Annotated in this window: 19 protein-coding genes; 5 read left to right on the top strand and 14 right to left on the bottom strand. The window is 51.8% G+C overall.

Annotated elements, in window-relative coordinates; translation table 11 throughout:
• Window positions 1-7 precede the first annotated feature (7 nt).
• From K3T82_RS14055 to K3T82_RS14085, 7 genes are all read right to left on the bottom strand, one after another.
• Complete coding sequence (locus K3T82_RS14055; RefSeq protein WP_220194072.1) at window positions 8-280, bottom strand: DUF167 domain-containing protein; 273 nt, start codon at window positions 278-280, stop codon at window positions 8-10.
• A 21-nt stretch (window positions 281-301) separates the two neighbouring features.
• Window positions 302-571 (bottom strand): YggT family protein, encoded by a 270-nt coding sequence (locus tag K3T82_RS14060; RefSeq protein ID WP_220194073.1) that lies wholly within the window; start codon window positions 569-571, stop codon window positions 302-304.
• Window positions 572-578: 7 nt separating this feature from the next.
• Window positions 579-1073 (bottom strand): DUF6391 domain-containing protein, encoded by a 495-nt coding sequence (locus K3T82_RS14065; protein ID WP_220194074.1) that lies wholly within the window; start codon window positions 1071-1073, stop codon window positions 579-581.
• Between the two features lie 17 nt (window positions 1074-1090).
• Window positions 1091-1822, bottom strand: a complete 732-nt coding sequence (locus tag K3T82_RS14070; RefSeq protein WP_220194075.1) for a YggS family pyridoxal phosphate-dependent enzyme — start codon at window positions 1820-1822, stop codon at window positions 1091-1093.
• Between the two features lie 131 nt (window positions 1823-1953).
• On the bottom strand, window positions 1954-2445 hold the full coding sequence (locus tag K3T82_RS14075) for a tetratricopeptide repeat protein (RefSeq protein ID WP_220194076.1): 492 nt from the start codon (window positions 2443-2445) through the stop codon (window positions 1954-1956).
• Window positions 2445-3374 (bottom strand): peptidoglycan editing factor PgeF, encoded by a 930-nt coding sequence (gene pgeF / locus K3T82_RS14080; RefSeq protein ID WP_220194077.1) that lies wholly within the window; start codon window positions 3372-3374, stop codon window positions 2445-2447. Before pgeF ends, K3T82_RS14075 begins: the two co-directional genes overlap by 1 nt.
• Window positions 3375-3571: 197 nt before the next feature.
• Window positions 3572-4984: an LCP family protein gene (locus K3T82_RS14085; protein WP_220194078.1), complete on the bottom strand. Its 1413-nt coding sequence runs from the start codon at window positions 4982-4984 to the stop codon at window positions 3572-3574.
• A 122-nt stretch (window positions 4985-5106) separates the two neighbouring features.
• Between K3T82_RS14085 and K3T82_RS14090 the strand changes: the two genes are divergently transcribed.
• Both K3T82_RS14090 and K3T82_RS14095 read left to right on the top strand, forming a co-directional pair.
• Entirely contained in the window at window positions 5107-6297 is a 1191-nt protein-coding gene (locus K3T82_RS14090) for a M24 family metallopeptidase (RefSeq protein ID WP_220194079.1), read from the top strand.
• Window positions 6298-6602: 305 nt separating this feature from the next.
• A complete protein-coding gene (locus tag K3T82_RS14095; protein WP_220194080.1) occupies window positions 6603-8198 on the top strand; it encodes a DnaJ-like cysteine-rich domain-containing protein in 1596 nt (531 codons plus the stop codon).
• 80 nt (window positions 8199-8278) lie between these two features.
• Here the strand turns inward: K3T82_RS14095 and K3T82_RS14100 are convergent, their stop codons facing one another.
• The 4 genes from K3T82_RS14100 to hisS all read right to left on the bottom strand — a co-directional run bounded on the left by K3T82_RS14100 (window position 8279) and on the right by hisS (window position 12403).
• On the bottom strand, window positions 8279-9568 hold the full coding sequence (locus tag K3T82_RS14100) for a hypothetical protein (protein ID WP_220194081.1): 1290 nt from the start codon (window positions 9566-9568) through the stop codon (window positions 8279-8281).
• Window positions 9565-10284, bottom strand: coding sequence for an anti-sigma factor family protein (locus tag K3T82_RS14105; protein WP_220194082.1), 720 nt, complete (start codon window positions 10282-10284; stop codon window positions 9565-9567). Before K3T82_RS14105 ends, K3T82_RS14100 begins: the two co-directional genes overlap by 4 nt.
• Complete coding sequence (locus K3T82_RS14110; RefSeq protein WP_220194083.1) at window positions 10281-10883, bottom strand: RNA polymerase sigma factor; 603 nt, start codon at window positions 10881-10883, stop codon at window positions 10281-10283. Before K3T82_RS14110 ends, K3T82_RS14105 begins: the two co-directional genes overlap by 4 nt.
• A gap of 203 nt (window positions 10884-11086) precedes the next feature.
• A complete protein-coding gene (gene hisS, locus K3T82_RS14115; RefSeq protein ID WP_220194084.1) occupies window positions 11087-12403 on the bottom strand; it encodes a histidine--tRNA ligase in 1317 nt (438 codons plus the stop codon).
• Between the two features lie 232 nt (window positions 12404-12635).
• On the opposite strand from hisS, the gene K3T82_RS14120 reads away from it, so the two are divergent.
• On the top strand, window positions 12636-13025 hold the full coding sequence (locus K3T82_RS14120) for a hypothetical protein (protein ID WP_220194085.1): 390 nt from the start codon (window positions 12636-12638) through the stop codon (window positions 13023-13025).
• Between the two features lie 78 nt (window positions 13026-13103).
• Here the strand turns inward: K3T82_RS14120 and gyrA are convergent, their stop codons facing one another.
• The gene (gene gyrA, locus K3T82_RS14125) at window positions 13104-15704 is read right to left on the bottom strand and encodes a DNA gyrase subunit A (protein ID WP_220194086.1); all 2601 of its coding nucleotides are present in this window, start codon (window positions 15702-15704) and stop codon (window positions 13104-13106) included.
• A 737-nt stretch (window positions 15705-16441) separates the two neighbouring features.
• On the opposite strand from gyrA, the gene K3T82_RS14130 reads away from it, so the two are divergent.
• Window positions 16442-16921, top strand: a complete 480-nt coding sequence (locus tag K3T82_RS14130; RefSeq protein WP_220194087.1) for a hypothetical protein — start codon at window positions 16442-16444, stop codon at window positions 16919-16921.
• Window positions 16922-17016: 95 nt separating this feature from the next.
• Window positions 17017-18639: a PH domain-containing protein gene (locus tag K3T82_RS14135; RefSeq protein WP_220194088.1), complete on the top strand. Its 1623-nt coding sequence runs from the start codon at window positions 17017-17019 to the stop codon at window positions 18637-18639.
• 57 nt (window positions 18640-18696) lie between these two features.
• On the opposite strand, the gene rlmD is transcribed toward K3T82_RS14135, so the two are convergent.
• Together rlmD and K3T82_RS14145 are read right to left on the bottom strand one after the other, a co-directional pair.
• Window positions 18697-20055: a 23S rRNA (uracil(1939)-C(5))-methyltransferase RlmD gene (gene rlmD / locus K3T82_RS14140; protein WP_220194089.1), complete on the bottom strand. Its 1359-nt coding sequence runs from the start codon at window positions 20053-20055 to the stop codon at window positions 18697-18699.
• A gap of 280 nt (window positions 20056-20335) precedes the next feature.
• Complete coding sequence (locus K3T82_RS14145) at window positions 20336-21340, bottom strand: bactofilin family protein (protein ID WP_220194090.1); 1005 nt, start codon at window positions 21338-21340, stop codon at window positions 20336-20338.
• Window positions 21341-21359 lie beyond the last annotated feature (19 nt).

Here is a 21359-nt window from a genome sequence, read left to right on the forward strand (position 1 = left end):
ACATCGTCTACCGCTTCTTGTTGTTGAAAGCAGCCAGGCGTCGCGCAATCTCTTCGGGGGAGAGACCCTCAATATCAACAAGTTTCTGTCTACCAGTCGTGCCCCGTACGATGTCAATAGCACGCATAGGCAACGAGAGCGCGTCCGAAAGTAGAGCAATCAGGGCGGTATTAGCAGCGCCGTCTACCGGTGGAGCCGTGAGGCGCGCCTTGATGCTTCCCTCTTCCCATTCTAGTATATTTCTGCTGCTACGCGGGATAACCCGCACTGGTACAAGCATATATTCTTCCTGAGATGGTAGCTACCAGTTGGCAGGGAGAGCCTGAGAAAGCAGAATGTTTAGTGCTGCTAACATAAACCATGCCAGGATAAAGGCTATGTCGAACATGCCGATTGGTTTTACAAAGCGGCGTATAGGCTTGATAAATGGATCAGTGACCTTGGTAAAGAAGCGAATGAAGCCGTTGCGCTCGTCGATGTTAAACCAGGAAGCGATCATGCGAATAATCATGGAAATGATCAAGAAGTCGATGCCATAGAGCACAATGATGTGAAGAATGGGAAAGGGCATAGTACGTTTACTCCTGAACTGTACGAACTTCGACAACCGTAAAGCCAAAGAATTGACGCCGGATGATATCTGTGATGCGTACTCCGCGCAGATCTGGTAGTGTCGTAAAGTGGCGTTGGACATACTCGCCAACTGGGCGCGCGGCAGCCCAGCCAGCCACAGAAGAGGCGGCGGCAGTCGTGAGGCGTGTGCGCCTCTGACTGGAGGCCATACCAAGCATGGCACCGATGGTAACGAGTGAGATACCTACGGCAAGATTGGTACCACAGTTAGGATGGATGGCAAGCTCTTTCTCGCCTGCCTGGAGACGGTGTAACGCCTCCTCAGATGAGCGACGTAGCTCTCCAAGATCAACATCGCCAAAGACAACAAAACCATCGGGATTGGAATGAGCAGCGGCGGCGAAGTTTGGATCGCGCTGGCTCATGATCGTAATGGTAGCATGCTCAAGGGCATGATTCTGACGTGTGCGACGACTAAAGAGAATGCTGTCAAATCGCATTTCGATCCTCCTTCTTCTTACACTGGCTCTCGGGCACCAAAGATGGCTCGCCCGACGCGCACAATAGTGGCTCCTTCCTCTATCGCAATGGCATAATCATTGGTCATGCCCATTGAGAGCTCCACACAGGACGTCAGCTCAGATCGTAGCTGATCGCGCGCCTGGCGCAGCGCGCGAAAGACTGGCCGTACCCCTTCCGCATCTTCAACCTGTGGCGCGACGGTCATCAGCCCGCGCACTTCCAGGTGGGGAAGCGTGGCAATCTGGCGCGCGACTGATGGCACGTCGGATAGGGCTAGCCCGGCCTTGCTGGCTTCGGCGGCGACATTGACTTCCAGCAACACTGGAAGCCGTTTGCCGCTTTCTTCGGCCTCTTCCGCTATGAGACGTTCAAGCGTTTGAGCTAGGTGGAGTGAGTCGACACTTTGTATGATGTCAAATGCGGAAACCACTTTACGCGCTTTGTTTGTTTGCAGATGTCCGATCATATGCCAGACGAGATCGTCTGGGTGGAAGGCTGCTATTTTTGTAAGGGCCTCCTGCACACGGTTTTCACCAAAATGCCGTATACCTAAATTATATGCGATCTGTATCATCTCCAGAGGTTTTGTCTTGGAGACAGCTACTAGCGTGACTTCAGAGAGGTCGCGACCCGCCTTTTTGGCAGCATTGGCTATATTGGCTTGTACCTGGGCGATGCTGGCCCGCATCTCTGTTTCAATCTGATTGAGGGGAATGTTGTCAATCACCGGGTTACTTCCCTCAGACTTTCCTGCTTGCTACTGCGGCTGACATCTTTATCAGCAAAGTATCTATATCCATTACGTTTGAGCATGGGTGCCAGTTTTACCGATTCTGAGTCAGGTAGAAATATGGTAATTCACTTTAAAATTTCATCGAGGCGAGGTGCATAGTATTGGATCGCGTGTTGATAGCTCTGAATATGGAGGTCACTGGTGGTTTCGACCAGTGTCTCAAGGAGCAGGCGCATCGCCTCAGCATGCTCCTGAGCATTATAGAGCGCCATTGCCAGAAATACACGGAACTCGCGCTGTTCAGGATATTCTCGCATTCCCTGGCGCAAGGTGGCAATAGCTTCAGTGTAGCGACCCAGGATGCGATACGTGCTGCCTAGCCCAAGCAGGGAACCCATGCGGAGTTCTCCGTCCAGCCCATGCGTGAGCGCTCCTTCATAGTAAGGGACCGCTTCGGCCTCCAGACCCAGGCTATCATGTGTCCACGCGGTATAGCAGAGCACTTCGGCGTCCTCTGGGTCGCTATGTGTTAGTTCCAGGAGCAGTGCACGTGCCTCCTCTAGGCGCTTCTCCGCACGCAAACGTAGCGCTTTCCGCAACTGTTCATCTCTGTCCACTAGTTTGTGGTCTCCTGTTCCTGGTGATTTCCTTTGAGGGAGATAAAAACGGCAAAGCGTCCAGTCCTACCTTGCTCTTTGCGGTGAGAAAAGAAGCGGTCCACGTGGCAACTGGTGCAGAGATCGGAGGTCTCGATATGCTCCTCGGTCAATCCCGCCATGAGAAGTTGGCGGCGATGTGTCTCTTGCAGGTCCAGGCGCAGACTGGTTTGCCCCTCTACCTCGATAGTGCTGAAGGTAGCTGAGTCTGAGACGAGTTGGCGATATCGTAGCGCGACGGGCGCATCTGGAAACTGTTCGCGCCCCAGGAAGAGTGAACGCACCTCCTCCGAAACTTCGTAGCAGCAGGCGCCAATGGTGGGACCGATGCCCGCGAGAATCTGCTCAGGCTGACTGCCGAAGCGCTCACGCATGGCATCGATGGTCGCGGGTCCTATGGCCCGCGCGGTTCCACGCCAGCCACCGTGAGCGATGGCGATAGCCTGTTGTACGGGATCATAGAAAACCAGCGGGGTGCAGTCCGCGAACGACATCGCAAGTCCAACCTCACGCTCACGTGAAATTAGGCCATCACCTTTACGGATGGTCTCTGGGGTCCAGCCAGGTTGATAGTATGAGCGCTTGGACCAGTCAGTGCGCCAGGGGGTGTCATATGTGAATGTCTGAACATCGGCTCCATGTACCTGCCAGAGTGTGACGCAGGGAGAACCCTCCATATTCATTGCTTGTATGACAAGCTGGCGGTTCTGAATGACGCTCTCCACACTATCGCGAATGCTATTGAGTACTGGCGTGGATGTATTGAGACCTGTGAATGGAGGCTCGCTAACGCCACCCGCGCGGGTGAAGACGCCATGAGTGAGAGTGGGATAGGGAGTAAACAGATTGAATTGCAGATAACGGAGATTGCCAAATTGCTGCTCGATCAAAGCACTATCCTTTGCAGTATAGCCAGAAATGTCATTATTGCTCTGCCTTATTTTAGCACATCTACACTTTGGCGCATCATCAGGGGTAAATTGGTGCTGTGCAGAGGTATCTGAGTATGCACAAAAGTGTGAGGGATTGCTGCACTGAGAGAAGAGATACTATGAAGTGTGAGGGATCACTGCACCGGCGCGTAACGTTAAGGAGTGTGAGGGATCGCTGCACCGGGGTTGACTGGGGTGGCGCTAGGACCGGGAGTAATCACTGGTGTAGGTGTCATAAGGGATGGCGTTGGGGTTGGTGAGGCGTCCGAATTCAGCGAATAGCCAGGGGAGACGTTTGTATCAGGTATTGTGGTAGGAGTAGGTGTCACGATTTCGGGTGTCACAAAGATATTTGGGATTCCATTTCGGCTCTGAACGGCGCAACTGCGGGTCTCTGCTCCCAGAGCAAAGATATGATTGAAGAGAGGTTCAATGGCCTCACATGATGGGAGAATGACATCCTGTATCGTATCCGTCGTTGTATCATACAGGCTTTGGGTTATACCGTAGCTGGGCGAAGCCTGATTTGGCGCGAGTGTAATACGTGTGACCTCATCTGTATCAAGCGCGCGAGCAAAGGTTGCCATATCCAGGATCTCTTGCGTGCTAAGGTCTGTATACACCTTACCCTCCATATCCTTGAAGAGTTCTGTGTAATTGTTGATAATACTGGTCAGCGTGAGCTTGGCGCGTAGGGCCTCAAGAACCTGTTGCTGACGTTGATTACGACCAAGATCGCCAACAAGATCAGCATGGCGTGAGCGTACGTATTCAAGGGCTTCTAATCCCCCTAAATGTTGGGGACCGGGCGAAAGATAGAGGCGCTTATAGCTATGGGCTTCAGCGTGGCTGGTATTTTGCTTGGTATCGTTAGGATAGGTGTCATCGAGAATGGGATGTTCTACAGTAATATCAATACCACCCACAGTATCGATGAGTTTTGAGAACCCATTCAGGCCAATCCAGCCATAGCGGTCAATTTTGATGCCGTAATCCGTTTCTAGTGTCCTCTCGATCATACGCACGCCATCCTCGAAAGGATGTCCATTCTGGGTACCTAGATAGAATGCTTGATCGAGCTTATACATACCGTTGGCTCCAGGGATCCAGACCCAGGAGTCGCGTGGGAGCGAAACCATTGTGACCTTATTCGCCTGGGGATCAACACGTGCGACGATGACTACCTGTGTCAGGACATTGGGAAAGGCATACTTCGCATCGTTGTCGCTCCCAAGTAAAAGGAAGTTCCAGGGGCGATTCTGTATACTATCGTTATTTCCCAGAGGGCGCAGGAATTGCGTGAGCTCCGCCTGGAAGGGGCTAAAGAAATGACTGTAGCCACAGCTACAAATAAGTGCGATCAGCAGAAGCACAGTGATAAAGATAGGCGAACCAATATGTGGCGATCTGTGTGTGCGTGAATCTGCCGATACAAGTTGGGGTTTGATATCCAGACATGATGGATGTTTGAACTGGCGTGAAGATGGTGGTGGGGTTCCAATCTGCGGGCGAGACATTTGTTGTGAGTGCCCTCTTCGACGTGAGCGAATCCCCAAAGACCACCGCATAACCCAATCCTCCACTTCCCACTATATTTGATTGCGTGCATACCTTTGACGAACGGGCCCTTATATGCATTATACTGAAGGTGGATATGGCTATGTTTCCATCTGAAAGGAAAAATTGTACGATGAACCTGGAGCAGATACAGCAAGCATTACGCGAAGATGGCCTGGATGGCTGGCTCTTTTATGACTTTCGCGGCTCAAATCCAATTGCCTACAAGGTACTGTCACTCTCGACACGTGAGTTCTATTCGCGGCGGTGGTTCTATTTTATTCCAGCAACTGGCGAGCCAACAGCCTGTGTAAGCTCGGTTGAATCGCATGTCTTGCGCACGCTCCCAGGAAAGCGCCTGGTCTTCCGTACCTGGCAGGAATTGCATTCATATCTGAAGACGCTGTTGCATGGACGAGGAAAGGTGGCGATGGAATACTCGCCTATGAACGCTATTCCAACTATCTCGCGTGTGGATGCTGGTACTATCGAATTAGTGCGCTCATGCGGAGTGGAAGTTGTGAGCTCGGCAGACCTCTCGCAGCGCTTTGTCGCGCGTTTGACTGAGGAACAGGTGCGTGGGCATCGCGAGGCGGGTCGCCGCCTAATACGCGCCAAGGATATGCTTATCGCAGAACTGGGTCAGGATGTACGAGCGGGCCGCGCCCTGGACGAATATGCTGTCCAGCAACGTTTTGTCGCGCTGATGAGCTCTCTTGGAATCAAGCTTAACGGCGGGGAACCTATCGTTGCGGTCAATGGCAATGCTAGCAATCCACATTACGCGGCGAGTGAGGCGCTAAGTGCTCCCATAAAGCGCGGCGATTTGCTACTGCTGGATTTCTGGGGCACGCTGGAAGATGAGGAGGATCCGGTCTTTGGCGACTATACCTGGATGACCTTTGTTGGTAGCGAGGACGAGATTCCACAGAAGCAGCGCGAGGTCTTCGAGGTAGTGCGTCAGGCACGCGATAGTGCTATCGCCTTTATTCGCGAGCGCCTCGCTGCTGGCAAGCGCGTCGAGGGGCGCGAGGTCGACGATGTGACACGCCGGGTCATTAGTAATGCGGGCTACGGCGATTACTTTGTGCATCGGACCGGGCATAATATCACCACGATGGATCACGGTGATGGCACGAATAATGATGACTACGAAACGCTGGATACTCGCGCGCTTCTGGCTGGTACCTGTTGCTCAATTGAACCTGGTATCTATCTGCCCGAGTTTGGTGTCCGTAGCGAAGTGGATTTGTTAATTGGCGAGAATGATGTTGAGGTTACAGGGGTTCCTATCCAGGAGAAGATCACTCCTCTACTAGATTAAATGCCAGTATCTCTATATTATCCCAAGGGATAGGAAGGGTGAGAATGGCGCGCAGCTCACGCGCCATTCTCACCCTTCCTATCTTGAAATCACAGATTACAACCATCGCTGTTTTGAGGCGTATACATAAGTGACGTTGACAACGATCCTTAACCCTATTGAATCAGCAATAGAGTTGCTCCTTATCCGAACACCTGAACTCGCGAAGCGAGTGGCGCGGGTTTTCGTATAAAACTTTAGCATATAGAGCGACACGTATCATTCATCCACAGATGTGAGCATAGCCAGACTGGAGGCTTCTACTCATGGGCGACGAGTATAAGGACAAATATAACTATGATCCAAACAAAGATGCGCCGAACAGTAATCAGCAGTTTCCGCCAGAGGATTTAGATAAGCGCATTGAAGATATCAGGCGCATTGTGGTGCAGGGGGCCAATGAAGCACAACAGCGTATCAAGCGTGTCGTGGATCGTGCTAGCGATTACTGGCAGCAAGCGCAGGCTAATCCTACGCCCCGACAAGCTTCAACTGTTGAAGAGCATCGCATTCGTCAACTTGCCAACATGTGGAGTAACCAGAACTGGCGCGTAGCGCGCGAACTAGGTACCTATATGGACCTGCTCTCCTGGCACACAGATGAGGTCTGGGAGACGACTCTGGAAACGCGCTGGGAGACACGCGCGATGGAGATTGTGAACGAGCCCTACTCTGGACGCAATGTTGGGATGCCCAGAGCTCTGCTGCCTGTCTGGGATTACGATTTGCCCGAGGTATTGGGCTTGAAAGCTCCCCAGACGCGCACGCGCCTGGATCAATTGGATGATATCGTCTCCTGCTCCAACTGTAATAGTACGGGGCATGTATTGTGCTCCAACTGCAATGGACGCGGCTGGATCGTATGTCCTGAGTGTAAGGGACGCACCAAGAAGCGTTGTACGACCTGCCGGGGGCGTGGCTATATCGCTGATGAAATGCCAGGCGGAGAGAAGAAGCCTTTCTTCCAGCGCCAGGCGGATAATATCACCCGTTCGATGGGTGGCAAGTTTGCTGACGTCGTGGATGGTATTCGTCAGCAAGGTGTGCCACTGCCTAACCCTATCAATACTGATCCCGCAAACAAGGGGCCGGTAATCCCGTGTCCTGATTGTGTTAAGGGGGAAGCCCCTTGCTCTTGTGGCAATGGCAAGCGTATCTGCGATGTCTGCGAGGGCGCGCGCATGGCACTTTGCAACAATTGTGCTGGTACAGGTAAACTGGTGCGTCACCGCGAGATTGTACGAAGCTTCGACCTACGCACCCAATCTCGTATTGTTGGGGAGAGTGTGATTCCGCAACAGTATCTTGCTCGCTCGCATGGTGATCTGGTCTACAATGCCGAAATCACGGAGCCGCTGTACGCTGATGCGCCACCAGAGGGTGTACCAACCGATGTCTGGAATGCGACCGTCGAGATGATTACCATGGAGCAGCGCCAAGATAAGCCGGGCATTGATCCTCAGGTGCAGTCGCGCCCAACACTACAAGTTGTGGAACTGGTACGTATTCCTTATACTATAGCGCGTTATCGCTATGGTGAGCAGGAGTATACCTTCTACATCTACGATAACGAGGGGAGCGAGAAGTTCTATGCCGAGCAGTTTCCCGTGCGTTGGGACCGCATTGATCGCCTCTTTAAAGCCATCTCAAATGACCTGATAACTCCTGCCCCTAACACGCCAAGTACGTCAGAGACTCCCGATGAGCGCAGCCATGGCTATAGTGCTGAACGCACAACAGGGGGGTATCGCGTACCGATAGATCTCTCGCCATATGACACTGACTCGGACGAAGAGCCAAAGAAAAAGGAGGCTCACGACGAGGACGAAGGCTTTGATGGGAACGATTACCGCTATCGGTAAAGATCCGCCTTCTTGAAATCTTCGAGAAAGAATACAGGTCGGGTTGTCGATGGCAACCCGACCTGTATTCTTTCTCTCTTTTAGATGCCGAAGACTTCGAGATGGTCGTTGACTTTGCGCATAGCTAGCCAGAAGGCTTTGACTTGCCTGTACGCGGGCACGATATCAGGGCGTACAACGTTAATTGTAAGCAGAAGAATAGGAAGCAAACGACTGACAAGCATCAATTGCCAGCCCAGAGGGGTCACATTGGCCCCATACATATTATCCCAGTATGTGCCTATATGGAAGTAGTTCAGCAAAACGAAGGCACTAGGAAGGCATGTCCATAGGATAAGACAACGGGATGTATATGTTCGAAATTCGGGGCAGCAGAGAAAGCAGATCGCCAGGACAGGTGCAAGGGTTGTGTAGTGATATTCATACACAAAATCATAGAAGAACAGGTAGTACACAACCATCAGGAATATACCCTTACTGATATGAACGCGCCTAAGAGCCCCCAGCAAGAGAACACTTGCCAGAAAAAGGTACTGCAAGCCTTGAAGGATCATCTTGGGCCAGTGTGTTGTGTAGCTCAGCAGGGATGCCAAAGTCGTAATCTGGTCTGGCCCATAATCGCCAGGTGAGAAAAGATGAAAGGATAAGTTATCAATATAGTAATTCCCCAGGCTGCCTACTTGAAAGACCAGAGTGCTGAATGCGAAGAAGCCAAATCCCAGCAGCGCTATGCGCAGGCGTTTCTTGGTGACAAAGAGTGGCAGCCAGAGCAAACCAATGGGTTTCGCAAGGAGTGTCAGGTAGTAGAGAAAACCACTGCGAACAGTATGCTTTCCTCTAGCTAGATTGATTAAGAGCAACAGTAAGAAGATATTGAGCACAAACTGAAACTGTCCAATGGCAATTTCCTGATATTGGGTGCAGTTCGCGAGCAGAATGAATGTCGCAAAGCCGAGGTAAGGAGACTCACGGAAAGTCCAGAGGAAATAGCCTATGACGAACGCAGTTATGAGTAGCTTGCACAGCATCCAGACGTAAAAGGTCTGCTCAGGCTGGAAGAGTATAAGCCATGATCCAAGTGTAAGGGTGAAGAGCGGATGGTAGACATTGGAGTTTACCGTATGATTTTGAGCATAGATTACGCCATTGGGAAGTGGGGCGCCAGTTAGGTTGCCGCCATGCCAGAAGGCATAAGCCCCATCTGGAACCTGATAGAAGTCCATTCCTCGGCAACAATAGTGCAGCGAATCACCAGTAAAGAGGCCGTTCAGCCACCCGGTTTGTGAGGCTGACAGATAGAATAGAATATGGATAAACGCCCCAATATATATGAGCTTATATGCCTGGAGGTGGGTAATAATGCGCTTCATTGAAAGTTCTCTTTCTGCTCAAAGCTCTTAATTGTAGGGTTGGGTGTGGGAAGATCAGGAGGAGTTGATATAGTAGGCGATGGTATTGGAGTGGGCGTTGTCGTCTCTCCTGGTATAGGGGTTGTACAACCTGTATTGGACCTTATAGCAGGAGTGGGTGTTGGTATTGACGGAGTTGGCGAGGACGTGCTGGTTGGAGTGGCGCTCTGTGTTGGTATCGAGGTTGGCGAGAGCGTAACGGTTGGTGTGGGTGTTGATACTGACGAAGTTGGTGTCAAACAGGGAGTAGTGGAGGTAGGTGTCTTTCCCTTCCCTGAGAGAGTTGCGCTTTCCTGGGATGCATAGGTAAAAATTGCCGCTGTGCTAATAATAAGCGTCAGTGTGAGCAGGGCGGCGATTAAAGTCATCAGCCGTGGACGTGGTGCAGTTCTCCTGGCAGGGTTGTGCCTAGCGTTACGCCTTGAAGCTCTTCGGGAGCGTGCGAGGGGGAGTTGAAGCGCCTCATCTGAGCCAGAGAGACTCGAAATCGAGGAGACATTCGTAAGAGCGAATGAGTGGAGTAGCAGACTGATATGTCCGATCTCCTCCAGATCACGCTGGCAGATCGCACATGTGCCAAGGTGTGCTTCGATAGCCTGGTGTTCTTCTGGCGCGAGTTCTTGAGCCGCGTAGGCTGCTAGAAGCGAGTTCGCTTTAGCATGAGTAAACTTTTTCATCTATGTGTCTCCATCCCAAGTTCATGGTAGGCCTTACGTAGGACAATCAGCGCGCGCTGAATGCGTTTGCGGACGGCCTCATTGCTTAGACCGAAGCGTGTAGCGATATCGCCATAGCGTTCGCCATTGACAAAGTGCGCTATCAAGCAGACGGCATCATCAGCACTGAGTTTGAGCAATGCCATGCGTAAGAGCTCGCGCGTCATATAGCGCTCCTCCATCGACATATGCTCTTGAGCCGGGAAGTTCATGGCTTCTGCTGAGTTTGTATTGCTTCGCGAGACGCGCCGGGACCGCTTGCGTAGAAGCGAGAGCGCCTTGTTCGTCGCGATGCGATAGATCCAAGGGGCAAGGGGTCGCTTGGGTATCCTTGCCGGTGCCGTAATGGGTTGCCAGCGAGGAAGCTCCTGGTAAATCGTGAGAAATGTATCTTGTAGCGTGTCGCGTGCATTGTCGATGTTCCCTAGCATTTGCAGCAAATATGGAAGCAGTAAGGGTTCATAGTAGGTGACTAGATAGTGAAATGCTTCCGTCTCTCCCTGCTGAATACGCGTGACAATAGTGAGTTCTTCCTCCGCTGATAGCTCAGATGGGTGCATGCACTATAGGGTACCTTTCCTATCGAAAATAAGCGGAATTTCATAGATATTTTCCGACATAAGTTTTGCTATAGTAACGCCTGTATAGACCAAAAGCGGACAGGCTTAGGAGCAAAAAGTCAGAGAGAAGGCTGGGCACGCATTGCCCAGCCTTCTCTCTGACTTTTTGCTGTTTGAGTGCGCTGTAGGCGCGTTGAAGAGGTTTACACGGTAGCATGCTCGTGGGGTTGGAAGTAGGCTTCCAGGTCAGAGAGAGAGACCTGGACCTGCTTGCTTTCGATGTCATCACCTTCCGCGCGCATATCCTTTATAGTCACAAGGCCATTAGCCAGCTCGTCGGCGATGATGAGCACGGTATAAGCCGCTTGAGAGGCGTTAGCCTGCCGCATCTGAGCTTTCCGACTGCGATCTCCATAGCTCATCTCAGTGCGCAGACCTGCTTTGCGCAGGCGAGCTGTAATCTGAATGGCTGTTGTCTTCAACTCCTCGACGCGGTCGAAGTAAACCACGAAGACCTCTGGTTTCTGCGCTGCTGGGGGCTCAATACCCTGGCGTTTCATCTCAAGGATGATACGTTCAATGCCCGCGCCAAAACCAATCCCAGGAGTATGTGGACCTCCCAGAATTTCAGCGAGACCATCATAGCGTCCCCCACCATTTAGAGCCAGCTTGCTCTCAAATTCTGAGGTAAACTCAAAGACAGTATGGGTATAGTAGTCCAGCCCACGAACGAGAAGTGGGTTGATCCTGAAGGGAACCTCATATGCTTGCAGGTAGCGCTGGACGGCGTCGAAGTGCTGTCGTGCTGCTTCACTCAAGTGCTCAATAGTTTTGGGTGCGTTGGCGATCTTCGCCTGATCCTGCGGTTCCTTGCAGTCAAGCAAGCGTAGGGGATTCTTGTCGAAGCGCACCTGGCAATCTTCGCAGCATGTCTCAAGGAGTGGTCGATAATACTCGCGCAGCTTCTCGATATACTGGGGTCGCGACTCCCGGTCGCCAATGCTATTAATATAGACATGAATCTGCTTGAGACCCAGGCGTGTATAGAATTGATACAGTAGCGCGATCATCTCCGCGTCTAGAGCAGGATCATTCTCGCCAAGGACCTCGCAGCCGAATTGGTGGTGTTCGCGGTAGCGTCCCGCCTGTGGTCGGTCACGGCGGAACATGGCGGCATTCATATAGTACAGCTTTACTGGCTGTGGTAGGCGGGCCATGCCGTTCTCTAGGTAAGCACGTACGACGCCCGCTGTCCCTTCTGGACGTAGCGAGAGGTTCTGTCTGCGCCCCTCTTTGTCGGCGCGATCGTCGAAGCTATACATTTCTTTGTCTACAACATCAGTGCCTTCGCCTGAAGTGCGGCGAAAAAGGGAAGTCTCCTCCAGCAGTGGCGTCTCGATTCGGCGATAACCGAAAAGCTCTGTTACCTCCTGAGCGACCGCTTCGATGTAGTGCCAGTAGGGTTGCTCCTCAGGTAGAACATCCCTAAAGCCTTGTAATGCGCGAAATTGGTCTGACATGATAATTCCTGCTCCTCCACATGCGTACGAATTGTGCTTATTATAGCAAATTAGACACAACATCGCACCCGCTTTGCCGCCAGCATTTCCTGGAGATACTTATGCTAAGTTCTATTATAGAAGGATTAGAGTTTGCGATGCTAACTTATCTGGGTCTGAAGAGAAATTCTATGGTAGTATATGAGGAGAGCAATTTTCGTCTTTCTTTTTATGTCGAGGAGCTAGCTTTGTTATGTCTGCCGGATTTGCAGAACAGTATTCTGGGTTATTGAAAGATGTATTTCGTGAACAGGCTCAGCAGCAAATAACGCAGGGCGCAGATGCATTGACGTGCGCGGATGCCTATGCCGAAGAGGGGAAGCCTGACTTTACTCTGGCGTTTTTACTAATTATGGAGGCGGACGATGAGGTAAAACGCGAACTGCTGGCGCGTGCCTATGAGAGGCGGGCAGATCTTTCCGAGGAAAAGGCTGAGCAATTCTCGCAGCAATATCATCGTTCATTCCCTTTGATTGGGCAGGAGGCTCAGAAGGATCGTGCGACCGCCCGCAAGATTCGAGAGAAGCAACGTGTGCGCAAGACAACTCATCTTAAGGCGCTACGTATGAACCCTGGTATATAGTGCTCTGAATAAACAGAGAAGGAGAGGGCCGCCAGTTTAGATCTGGCGGCCCTCTCCTTCTCTGTTGTCATGAGAATATCAGGCGTTTTCGTCCTCTGGTTCGGGAGCATCAGTCTCTTCGGATACGGTCTCAGTGATACCTTCGACAGCAACTTCGGACCCCTCATCATCAGTGATGCCTTCGACAGCAACTTCGGACCCCTCATCATCAGTGATGCCTTCGACAGCAACTTCGGACTCATCATCCCTGGTCTGCTTGCCATTGGCAACGGCGACTGATACGACAGTATCATCCTCGGCGAGATTCATCAGGGTCACGCCCTGGGTGGCGCGTCCCGCTTGACGCACAAGGCTCAAGTCTGTACGGATTACAACACCGCTGGCTGAAATGAGCATAATATCATTATCTTGCTCAGTAACAAGGCGTGCCGCAGCGACATTACCAGTCTTCTCAGTCACTCTAGAGGTGAGGACACCGCTACCACCACGATTATGGGAAGGATATTCGCTAATGGGAGTTCGTTTGCCATAACCGTGTTCTGTCACGACTAGCAACTCGCCATCAGGGAAGACCGTATTGAGCGAAACCACGGTATCGTTATCCGCCAGGCGAATGCCGCGCACACCACCACTTGTACGAGAAGCAGAGCGGAGCTGGTCAACGCCGAAGCGAATCGCCTGTCCCTGGGAGGTGATGAGCAAGACATCGTCATTGGCCTGTACCAACTTCGCGCCAATCAGCTCATCATCTTCTTCCAGATTCATCGCGATCAAGCCGCTACGGCGAACTACCTCGAACTCACTCATAGTAGTCTTTTTGACTTCGCCTTTTTTGGTCGCGACCACGAGATATTCATGGGGTTGACCTTTAGGCACATACACGATAGCGGTCACGCGCTCGCGCTGCTCAATAGCGATGAGATTGATAAGATGCTCACCGCGTGCTGTCCGACTGGTATCGGGTAGTTCATAGACGCGGAGCTGGAAGACACGTCCACGATCTGTAAAGAAGAGCAAGCTATCATGTGTGTGAGGGACGAGTAAGTGGCGTACTATATCATCCTCGCGTGTTCCCATGCCCGTGACTCCGCGTCCGCCTCGACGCTGGGCGCGATAGGTCGCAGAGGGAAGGCGTTTGATATAGCCCTTCTCTGTGAGAGTGACCACAACCTCTTCGTTCGGTATGAGGTCCTCATCCTTAAAGCTTCCGATCTCGGCAGCCTCAATCTCAGAGCGGCGAGCATCGCCATACTTCTCTTGAAGTTCTCGCAGGTCGTTTTTGATGATCTTACGGATCTCATTAATATCGCTGAGCAGCATGTGATAGTAATCAATATGTTGAAGGACGTCTTTGAGCTCATCCTCGATCTTCTGGCGCTGCAACGCTGCCAGGCTAGCGAGGCGCATATCCAGTACGGCTCTTGCCTGTTCCGCTGAAAAGCCAAAGGCCTGCTGAAGCTCTTCTACGAGCCCGGCTGTGTCACGTCGTGAGCCGCGAATGGTATTGATTACCGCATCTAGATTATCGAGCGCAATCTTGAGGCCTTCCAAGATGTGTTTACGGGCCTCTGCCTTGTTCAGCTCAAATTGTGTGCGACGGGTGATAATCTGTTCCTGGTGGATGATATAGTGGTAGAGGAACTTCTTCAGCGTCAGCGTTTGCGGCTGGGAATCGACAAGAGCCAGCATGTTCGTATTGAAGGAACTCTGCATGGCTGTATACTTGAAGAGCGAGTTCAGGATGCTGCGCGGATTGGCATCACGTTTGAGTTCGACCACCATGCGCATGCCATCGCGATCAGACTCATCGCGAACCTCTGAGATGCCGTCGAGTTTCTTATCGCGTGCCAGTTCAGCGATCTTCTTGACCAGATCAGCCTTGTTGACCTGATAGGGAAGCTCAGTCGTGATAATGCTGGCGCGACCGCGTTCATTCTCCTCAATATGAGTACGAGCGCGAATGATAATGCGTCCACGACCGTTAGCATAGGTATTACGAATGCCCTCGCGTCCCTGGATGATGCCGCCCGTAGGGAAGTCTGGTCCACGTACAATACGGGACAGATCCTCGGTGGTGGCTTCAGGGTTATCGATGAGGAAGACAATCGCGTCACAGACCTCATTGAGATTGTGAGGAGGGATATTCGTCGCCATACCAACCGCGATACCTGTTGTGCCATTAAGGAGCAGGTTGGGCAAGCGGGCGGGTAGAACGGAGGGTTCAGTGGTATGGTTATCGTAGTTAGGAACGAAATCGACGGTATCTTTATCGATATCGCGCAGCAATTCATCGGTAATAGTTGCCATCTTTGATTCGGTATAGCGCATCGCGGCTGGTGGATCATCATCCTGTGAGCCAAAGTTGCCCTGGCCCAGGATAAGAGGATAGCGCATCGACCAGGGTTGAGCCATGCGCACCAGTGAATCATAGACGGACGCATCGCCGTGTGGATGATAGCTTTTCAGCACCTCACCAACGGTACCAGCGCATTTGCGGTACGCCTTATTGGATTGCAGGCCCATCTGCTCCATCGCGTAGAGAATACGTCGATGCACGGGTTTCAATCCGTCGCGTACATCGGGGAGCGCACGGCTCACGATCACGCTCATAGAATAGTCGAGATAGGCTCCCGTCATCTGCTCGACGATATTGACTGTTTTGATATTGCCTAGTTCCATGAAAACCTCATCCAAAACATGATAGCGCTGACACACCACCTCCAGCCGCTAACGCGTTAAGAGGTAATGAGATCTATTTGCCAGCCGTATCAAAGAAATCAAGACATAGCCAGATGGCGATATCGGAATGAAGCGTTTGTGTATAACGACTGTATGCCGTTGTGTTCAGCTTATTACGATTTTGCGAAAACCTGACGCATGCAGGTTTTTACAAAAACAGCGTTGCTGTATTGACCAGCACTGACCCTACACGGGGCACGACGTGCTCAGTTCTTCGCATTAGGAATGCGCATTTGTCACGCTTATAGTGCCGCTTGCCGAGCTCTCAGATGAGAGTTGGTTTTCGCAAAAGATATTAGGAGGGGGCTTAGAAAATTTGATCCTGCCTACGTTTATAGTATAGCACATTTGGGGCATAGTGACGAATTTTTGCCCTTTCGTAATGGTATTCTTACAGGTTGGAGATATAACGGAAATTGCGCCAAAATTTGGCATGCTCTGCCCTATGCTTTAGAGGTATCCTGTGGTATGATTTAATGCAAGAAAGGAAATTGCGGGAGAGTTGTACCACTCGTTGTCACAAAAGGCGGAGTAGTGCTGTGCGACACTGACGACATAGGGGAGTGACGGACATTATGTCTTTGCCATTTACAGAAACTCAATGCTTCTATGTAGCCATTCTGGTGTTCATTGTGATCGGGTTTCAGCGCGGATGGAAGAGGGAGTTAGTCTCGCTGGTGTTTGTCTTACTGGGTGTCTTTCTCATCAGACCTGATAGCGGTAAGACGTTTATGGACTTCCTCGGACGTCTGCCACAGGTGTTTGGTTTCCTGGTGACAGGATCGTCCTCATCGGGGGGCGCTCAAACCCCTGCCCAGACGACAAATTTTTTTCTTGGCCCATGGGGGGCCATTGTTTTGTTTGCGGCTATCGTCGGATTAGGCTATTACATTGGGAATAAAGCCTTTCCCAAGCCGGGCACGCCGCATGAGCGTTTTCTGGGCGTTATTCCGGGAATTGTAGCCGGGGCCTTCATCCTGGCTTACTTGAGTAGCCTAATTCCCAAGACGGCGACCGGCCAGTCGCTTTTCACGGTTGCGGTGCAGGCTCCTGATCCGGGTAATTTTGTGCCGGTTCTGTTCTTGATTGCTATTGTGGCCGTGATAGTGGCCTTAATCGCGTCGCGAGCCAAGAAGGCGGGCGGAGGCAAAAAATAGGTGCTTTGGCCTCCAAGCCACATATGGAGACACGACGACTTATCGTGAGGGTTGTAGCTGCTAAATATCGCCAGGTGAGAGCGGCGAGGTAAAGCATGGCTGAAAAAAACACACAGAAGGCCACTAGCGCTTCAAAGGATAACATCTGGGAATCGGGACGCAAGCGCTTTGGCATTCGCAATCTCAGGCGCAATCGTAATAGCAAGTGGAGCTTCGCGGGCCAACAACCTGGTGAAGAGGTGCGCCTGGTCGTACGGCGCCACTGGTGGTTTCTGATGCGCCCGGCTTTGCCGGTCTTTGGCGCCTTCCTGTTATTGATACTAGCCCTCTGGGGGGTGACCGTATTACCCGGTAATGTGGCGCTGTGGGGGTCCATTATCGCGATATTGTTCCTGTTTTTGTTGGGAGTCGCGGTCTGGTTTGCCTATCGTTACCTCGTCTCATGGTGGTATGAGACGTATATCATCACCAATAAGCGCATCATAAATGCACGCGGGCTGCTACAGCCCACACGGCAGCAGACGCCTTTGGATAGCGTGGAGCAGGTTGGCTTAGGGATGGATTCGATGCTTGGCCTCCTTTTAGGCTTTGGCACGATTCACCTTTACCTGACAGGTGGCGACTTGGTCCTTCGCGAAGTCCCTAATCCTAAGAAGGTCCGCGACGCTATTCAGGGCATAACAGACGAGGTAAAAGCGAAGAAGAAGCCGGAAGCACCCGTGCCTCTTCCTGAAGACCCAGATATTGCCCAGGCGCTCAAAGAATTGGCCCAGGGCAAGCCTGTACCACAGCTACAGAATGCTGATGCCGACCTGCCTCCTTTAAAAGGAGAGAACGAGCGCTTCCATGGTCCACGCCGTACTTTTGGTGGCATCTTACGTATTCCAACCGATGTGCGTTATACTTCGGGCGAATACACTGTCAAGTATGTGCAGCGTTCGCGCTATGTTCTCTGGCGCAACGAAAGTGCCCCAACAGCGGCTCTGATGGTTGTTGTGCCTGTGACGCTTTTAATGCCCTCATTTAACCTGGTAACAGGCCCTTTTCTGGGATACTGGCTCCTCTTCATGGGGCTAATTGTATTGGGTCTGCTGATCACCATGGGCCTCATCTACATGAACTACGTGGATGATGTGTACATCCTGACCAACAAACGTATCATAGATATAAACAGGCATTTCGTGTTCTTCTTTGAGCAACGTATTGAGACGGAATACAAAAATATTCGAGACATCAAAGTGATGGTGCCCAACGTGCTGGAGCGCTTTTTGGACATTGGCAATGTCTATGTCCAGACGCCAGGTGAGAATCCTGACATCATTTTGCAGTCGGTTGACCATCCCTTTGTGCTTCAGGATGAGATCTCAGCCATTCGAGGCTTTAAAGAAAAGACGGATAAGGTCAAGAAGGAAAACGCGGAGAAGAAGAGCATGGAGGTCTGGTTTGGCACGCTCTTCAAGCGCCTGGAGGATACAACCAGGAGTCGAGGCGCACCTGATCTGCGCTTCAAAGATCTTCTCATTGCCATGGAGTACGCGCATGAATGTGGGCTAGAGGTAAGTGTTTGGGGTGAGTCTGCGGCTTCACCTGAGATCCCGCCAGGTTGTGTGCTCCACCAGAGTCCACCGCCAGGAACTTTAATGGAACCAGGAAGCATGATAGAGGTTGTACTCAGTACCAACCAGCCTGCGCCTGTTATAAACCAGATCCAGTACTAGCGCAAAAAACATCCCGGCATATATTGCAATATATGCCGGGATGTTTTTTGTGAGAAGTTAGCGTACACCCACGCGGGCAAGCAAGGCCACACATTCGATATGATAGGTCTGGGGAAACATATCGACGGGCTGAGCGGAAACCAGACGATAGCGTCCGCCATTGCAGAGGGTCGCGATATCGCGTGCGAGCGTGCTTGGATCGCAGGAAACATAGCAGATCGCGCGCGGAGCCATGGTCTGAAGAGCCTGAAGGGCCTTGGGATGGCAACCTGTGCGTGGGGGATCGACCAGGGCCAGGTCAATCCTCTCTCTGCGATAATGCAGCTGATTGAGCACACGCTCTAACGTACCCTCAAGCACATTAATATTATTCTGATTATTGAGTGTAGAGCTGGCTCGTGCGTCCATAACCGCGCTGGGCTGTGATTCGACAGCGAGGACACGCGCTGCTCGCGAGGCAAGGAACGTCGAGAAGAGACCAACACCACTATATCCGTCGAGTACCACTTCAGAGCGTTGAGGCTCTAGCATCGCCATCGCTCGTTCAACCAGGACAGCGGTCTGTGTCAGGTTCACTTGAAAGAACGAATCGGCGGAGACACGGAAGCGGCGACCAAGTATGACATCGGTGAGGAATTCCTGGCCCACAAAGACTCGTCCATAGCGTCCACCAACCCGCTCGATAATGACACCAACCATCGCAGGTGAGATTGACATTAGCTCCTGTGCGAACTGCTGTGGGTCCTCGATCATTGAGCCGGGACGTGCGTGAATCGTCAGCAGAGTTGGTACTGCCTTGATATTATTAATTGGGCCAGGGTTGGCACTGCTGACCGCGCCGATAGCGCCACGAATGGTAAAGTCCTGAATCATCTCGCCGCGAGCGTCCCCAAAATAGTCAATAATCTTCGCGCGCACAAGTTGATAGATATGGTCGAGTGCCGGGTGGAGTAGTGGGCAGGAGGGAAGATCCTGAACATCGTGGCTATCGGTAAATCTCTGGCCGATTTCACCGCGAGGCCCAACTGTGAAGAGAATGATATTGCGATAGTGCCAGGGAGGGAGTGTAGAGGGCATCCCGATGGTAGGGTGTACAAGAGCATCGGGTTGCTTGCCTATGCGCACCAGGAGTTGGCGTACGATATGAGCCTTCCAGGTAAGTTGAGCCGGGTAAGCGATATGCTGCCACTGGCAACCGCTATCGGTCATGAGTGGATAGGCTGGCTCGACGCGCTCGGGCGCTGGGCGGAGTATTTCAAGCAATTGCGCACGCGCATGCCCTCTTCGTTCCTCAACAATCTCGACTCGTACTCGTTCGCCCGGAATACCTCCAGGGACAAAGAGGACACGCCCTTCATAGCGGCCTACGGCGTCGCCTCCGTAGGCAAGGTCTGTCAGTTCAACATCAATACTCATGTTCACCTCGGCGGTCACCTGACGACAACGTGGTCGTATGATGTCCGTCCCATCCTTCCAGCGTAATTTCTGATAATGCTCAAACGTTGACTACATAGCCCCCAGAAAAAGAGTCTCGCAAAATAAGTGGACTCATGGCTGAGCAGGTATACTGGTATACTGTAACATATTCAAGCTGCTCAAGGCCAGTGTGCGGGTCAAGTCCTCTTTCGCGTGTTATCTCTCTAGATGTCCGTATATCCAGACTGTGCCGTTATTATGGCCTGAGAGATGAACGATCTCAAAGGGATAGTGGTTGTTTCGGCTGGCTATAGAGGCGAGTCCCAAAGCGACTGAGTAGGACCGCTCCCAGACCCAGAAGACCTGTGCCAAGTGTGATTAGCCAACCGATGTAGGGGAGTGATCCCAGCAGGATCAAGACCGTCAAACCCACTACGACCTGTACCAAATGTGTGTTATAGCGCTGGCCTGGCGAGAACTTACTCAGGATGTATGTCCCAAGGAGCCAGCCAATTGCTACTGTGCCTAGAGCCCAGGCGGCAAGAAGCCCTATAAAGATAAGAATAGCTAAAGGAATCGACACAATCAGAGCGATCAAGACCGCGAAGACAGCCGGTGCGAGGAGCACACTCAGGATGCCCAGGATCAGACTACGGCGTGTTTTCGTGCTCACGGTCGTACGCACCAGCATGACATGTTCCGGTAGCAATATAGTGAGTAATACACCTAAAGCCAGCCATGTCAAGAGGAGCCAGAAGCGTAATTCTGGACCAATATCACTCACGACGAAGAGGCCGACGCCTTTGGTACATTCAAGGATGGAACCGTGAAGCTGTGATTGCGAACCTGAAATCCAGTTTCCACCACACAGTCGAACATCCCCATTGACGCGTGCGTCATTCTGCATAGTCACATCAGCGCCGTAGGTTGTAACCTGCCCATCAACGTATCCATCGACAAGAAGATCGCCTCCAAAGGAGGTGACATCTCCTCGTACAATCCCTTGAATGACGATTTTTCCTCCAAAAGATGTTATGTTGCTGCAAATCACCTCCCCACTATTAACGACCACTGTAGAACCAAAGAAAGCTTTATGATAAGCCCCAGTGCAAGCGGGGTTGGGAGCTGTGCGTGTGCCTGATTCGGCCGCCAGGGTGATGGATGGCTGCCCCAGCCAATTTGTTGGAAGAACGATGCTTATCAGAAGGACTATGATGAGCCCAGGGACCGATAAGACGCGCATGAGAGCGTTGTTGGCTACAACTTTACGCATGACTCGGAACATACAGGAAACTCGTATTCTC

It is taken from the genome of Ktedonospora formicarum (assembly GCF_016587355.1).
In the GTDB taxonomy this organism is placed as follows: Bacteria; Chloroflexota; Ktedonobacteria; order Ktedonobacterales; family Ktedonobacteraceae; genus Ktedonobacter; species Ktedonobacter formicarum.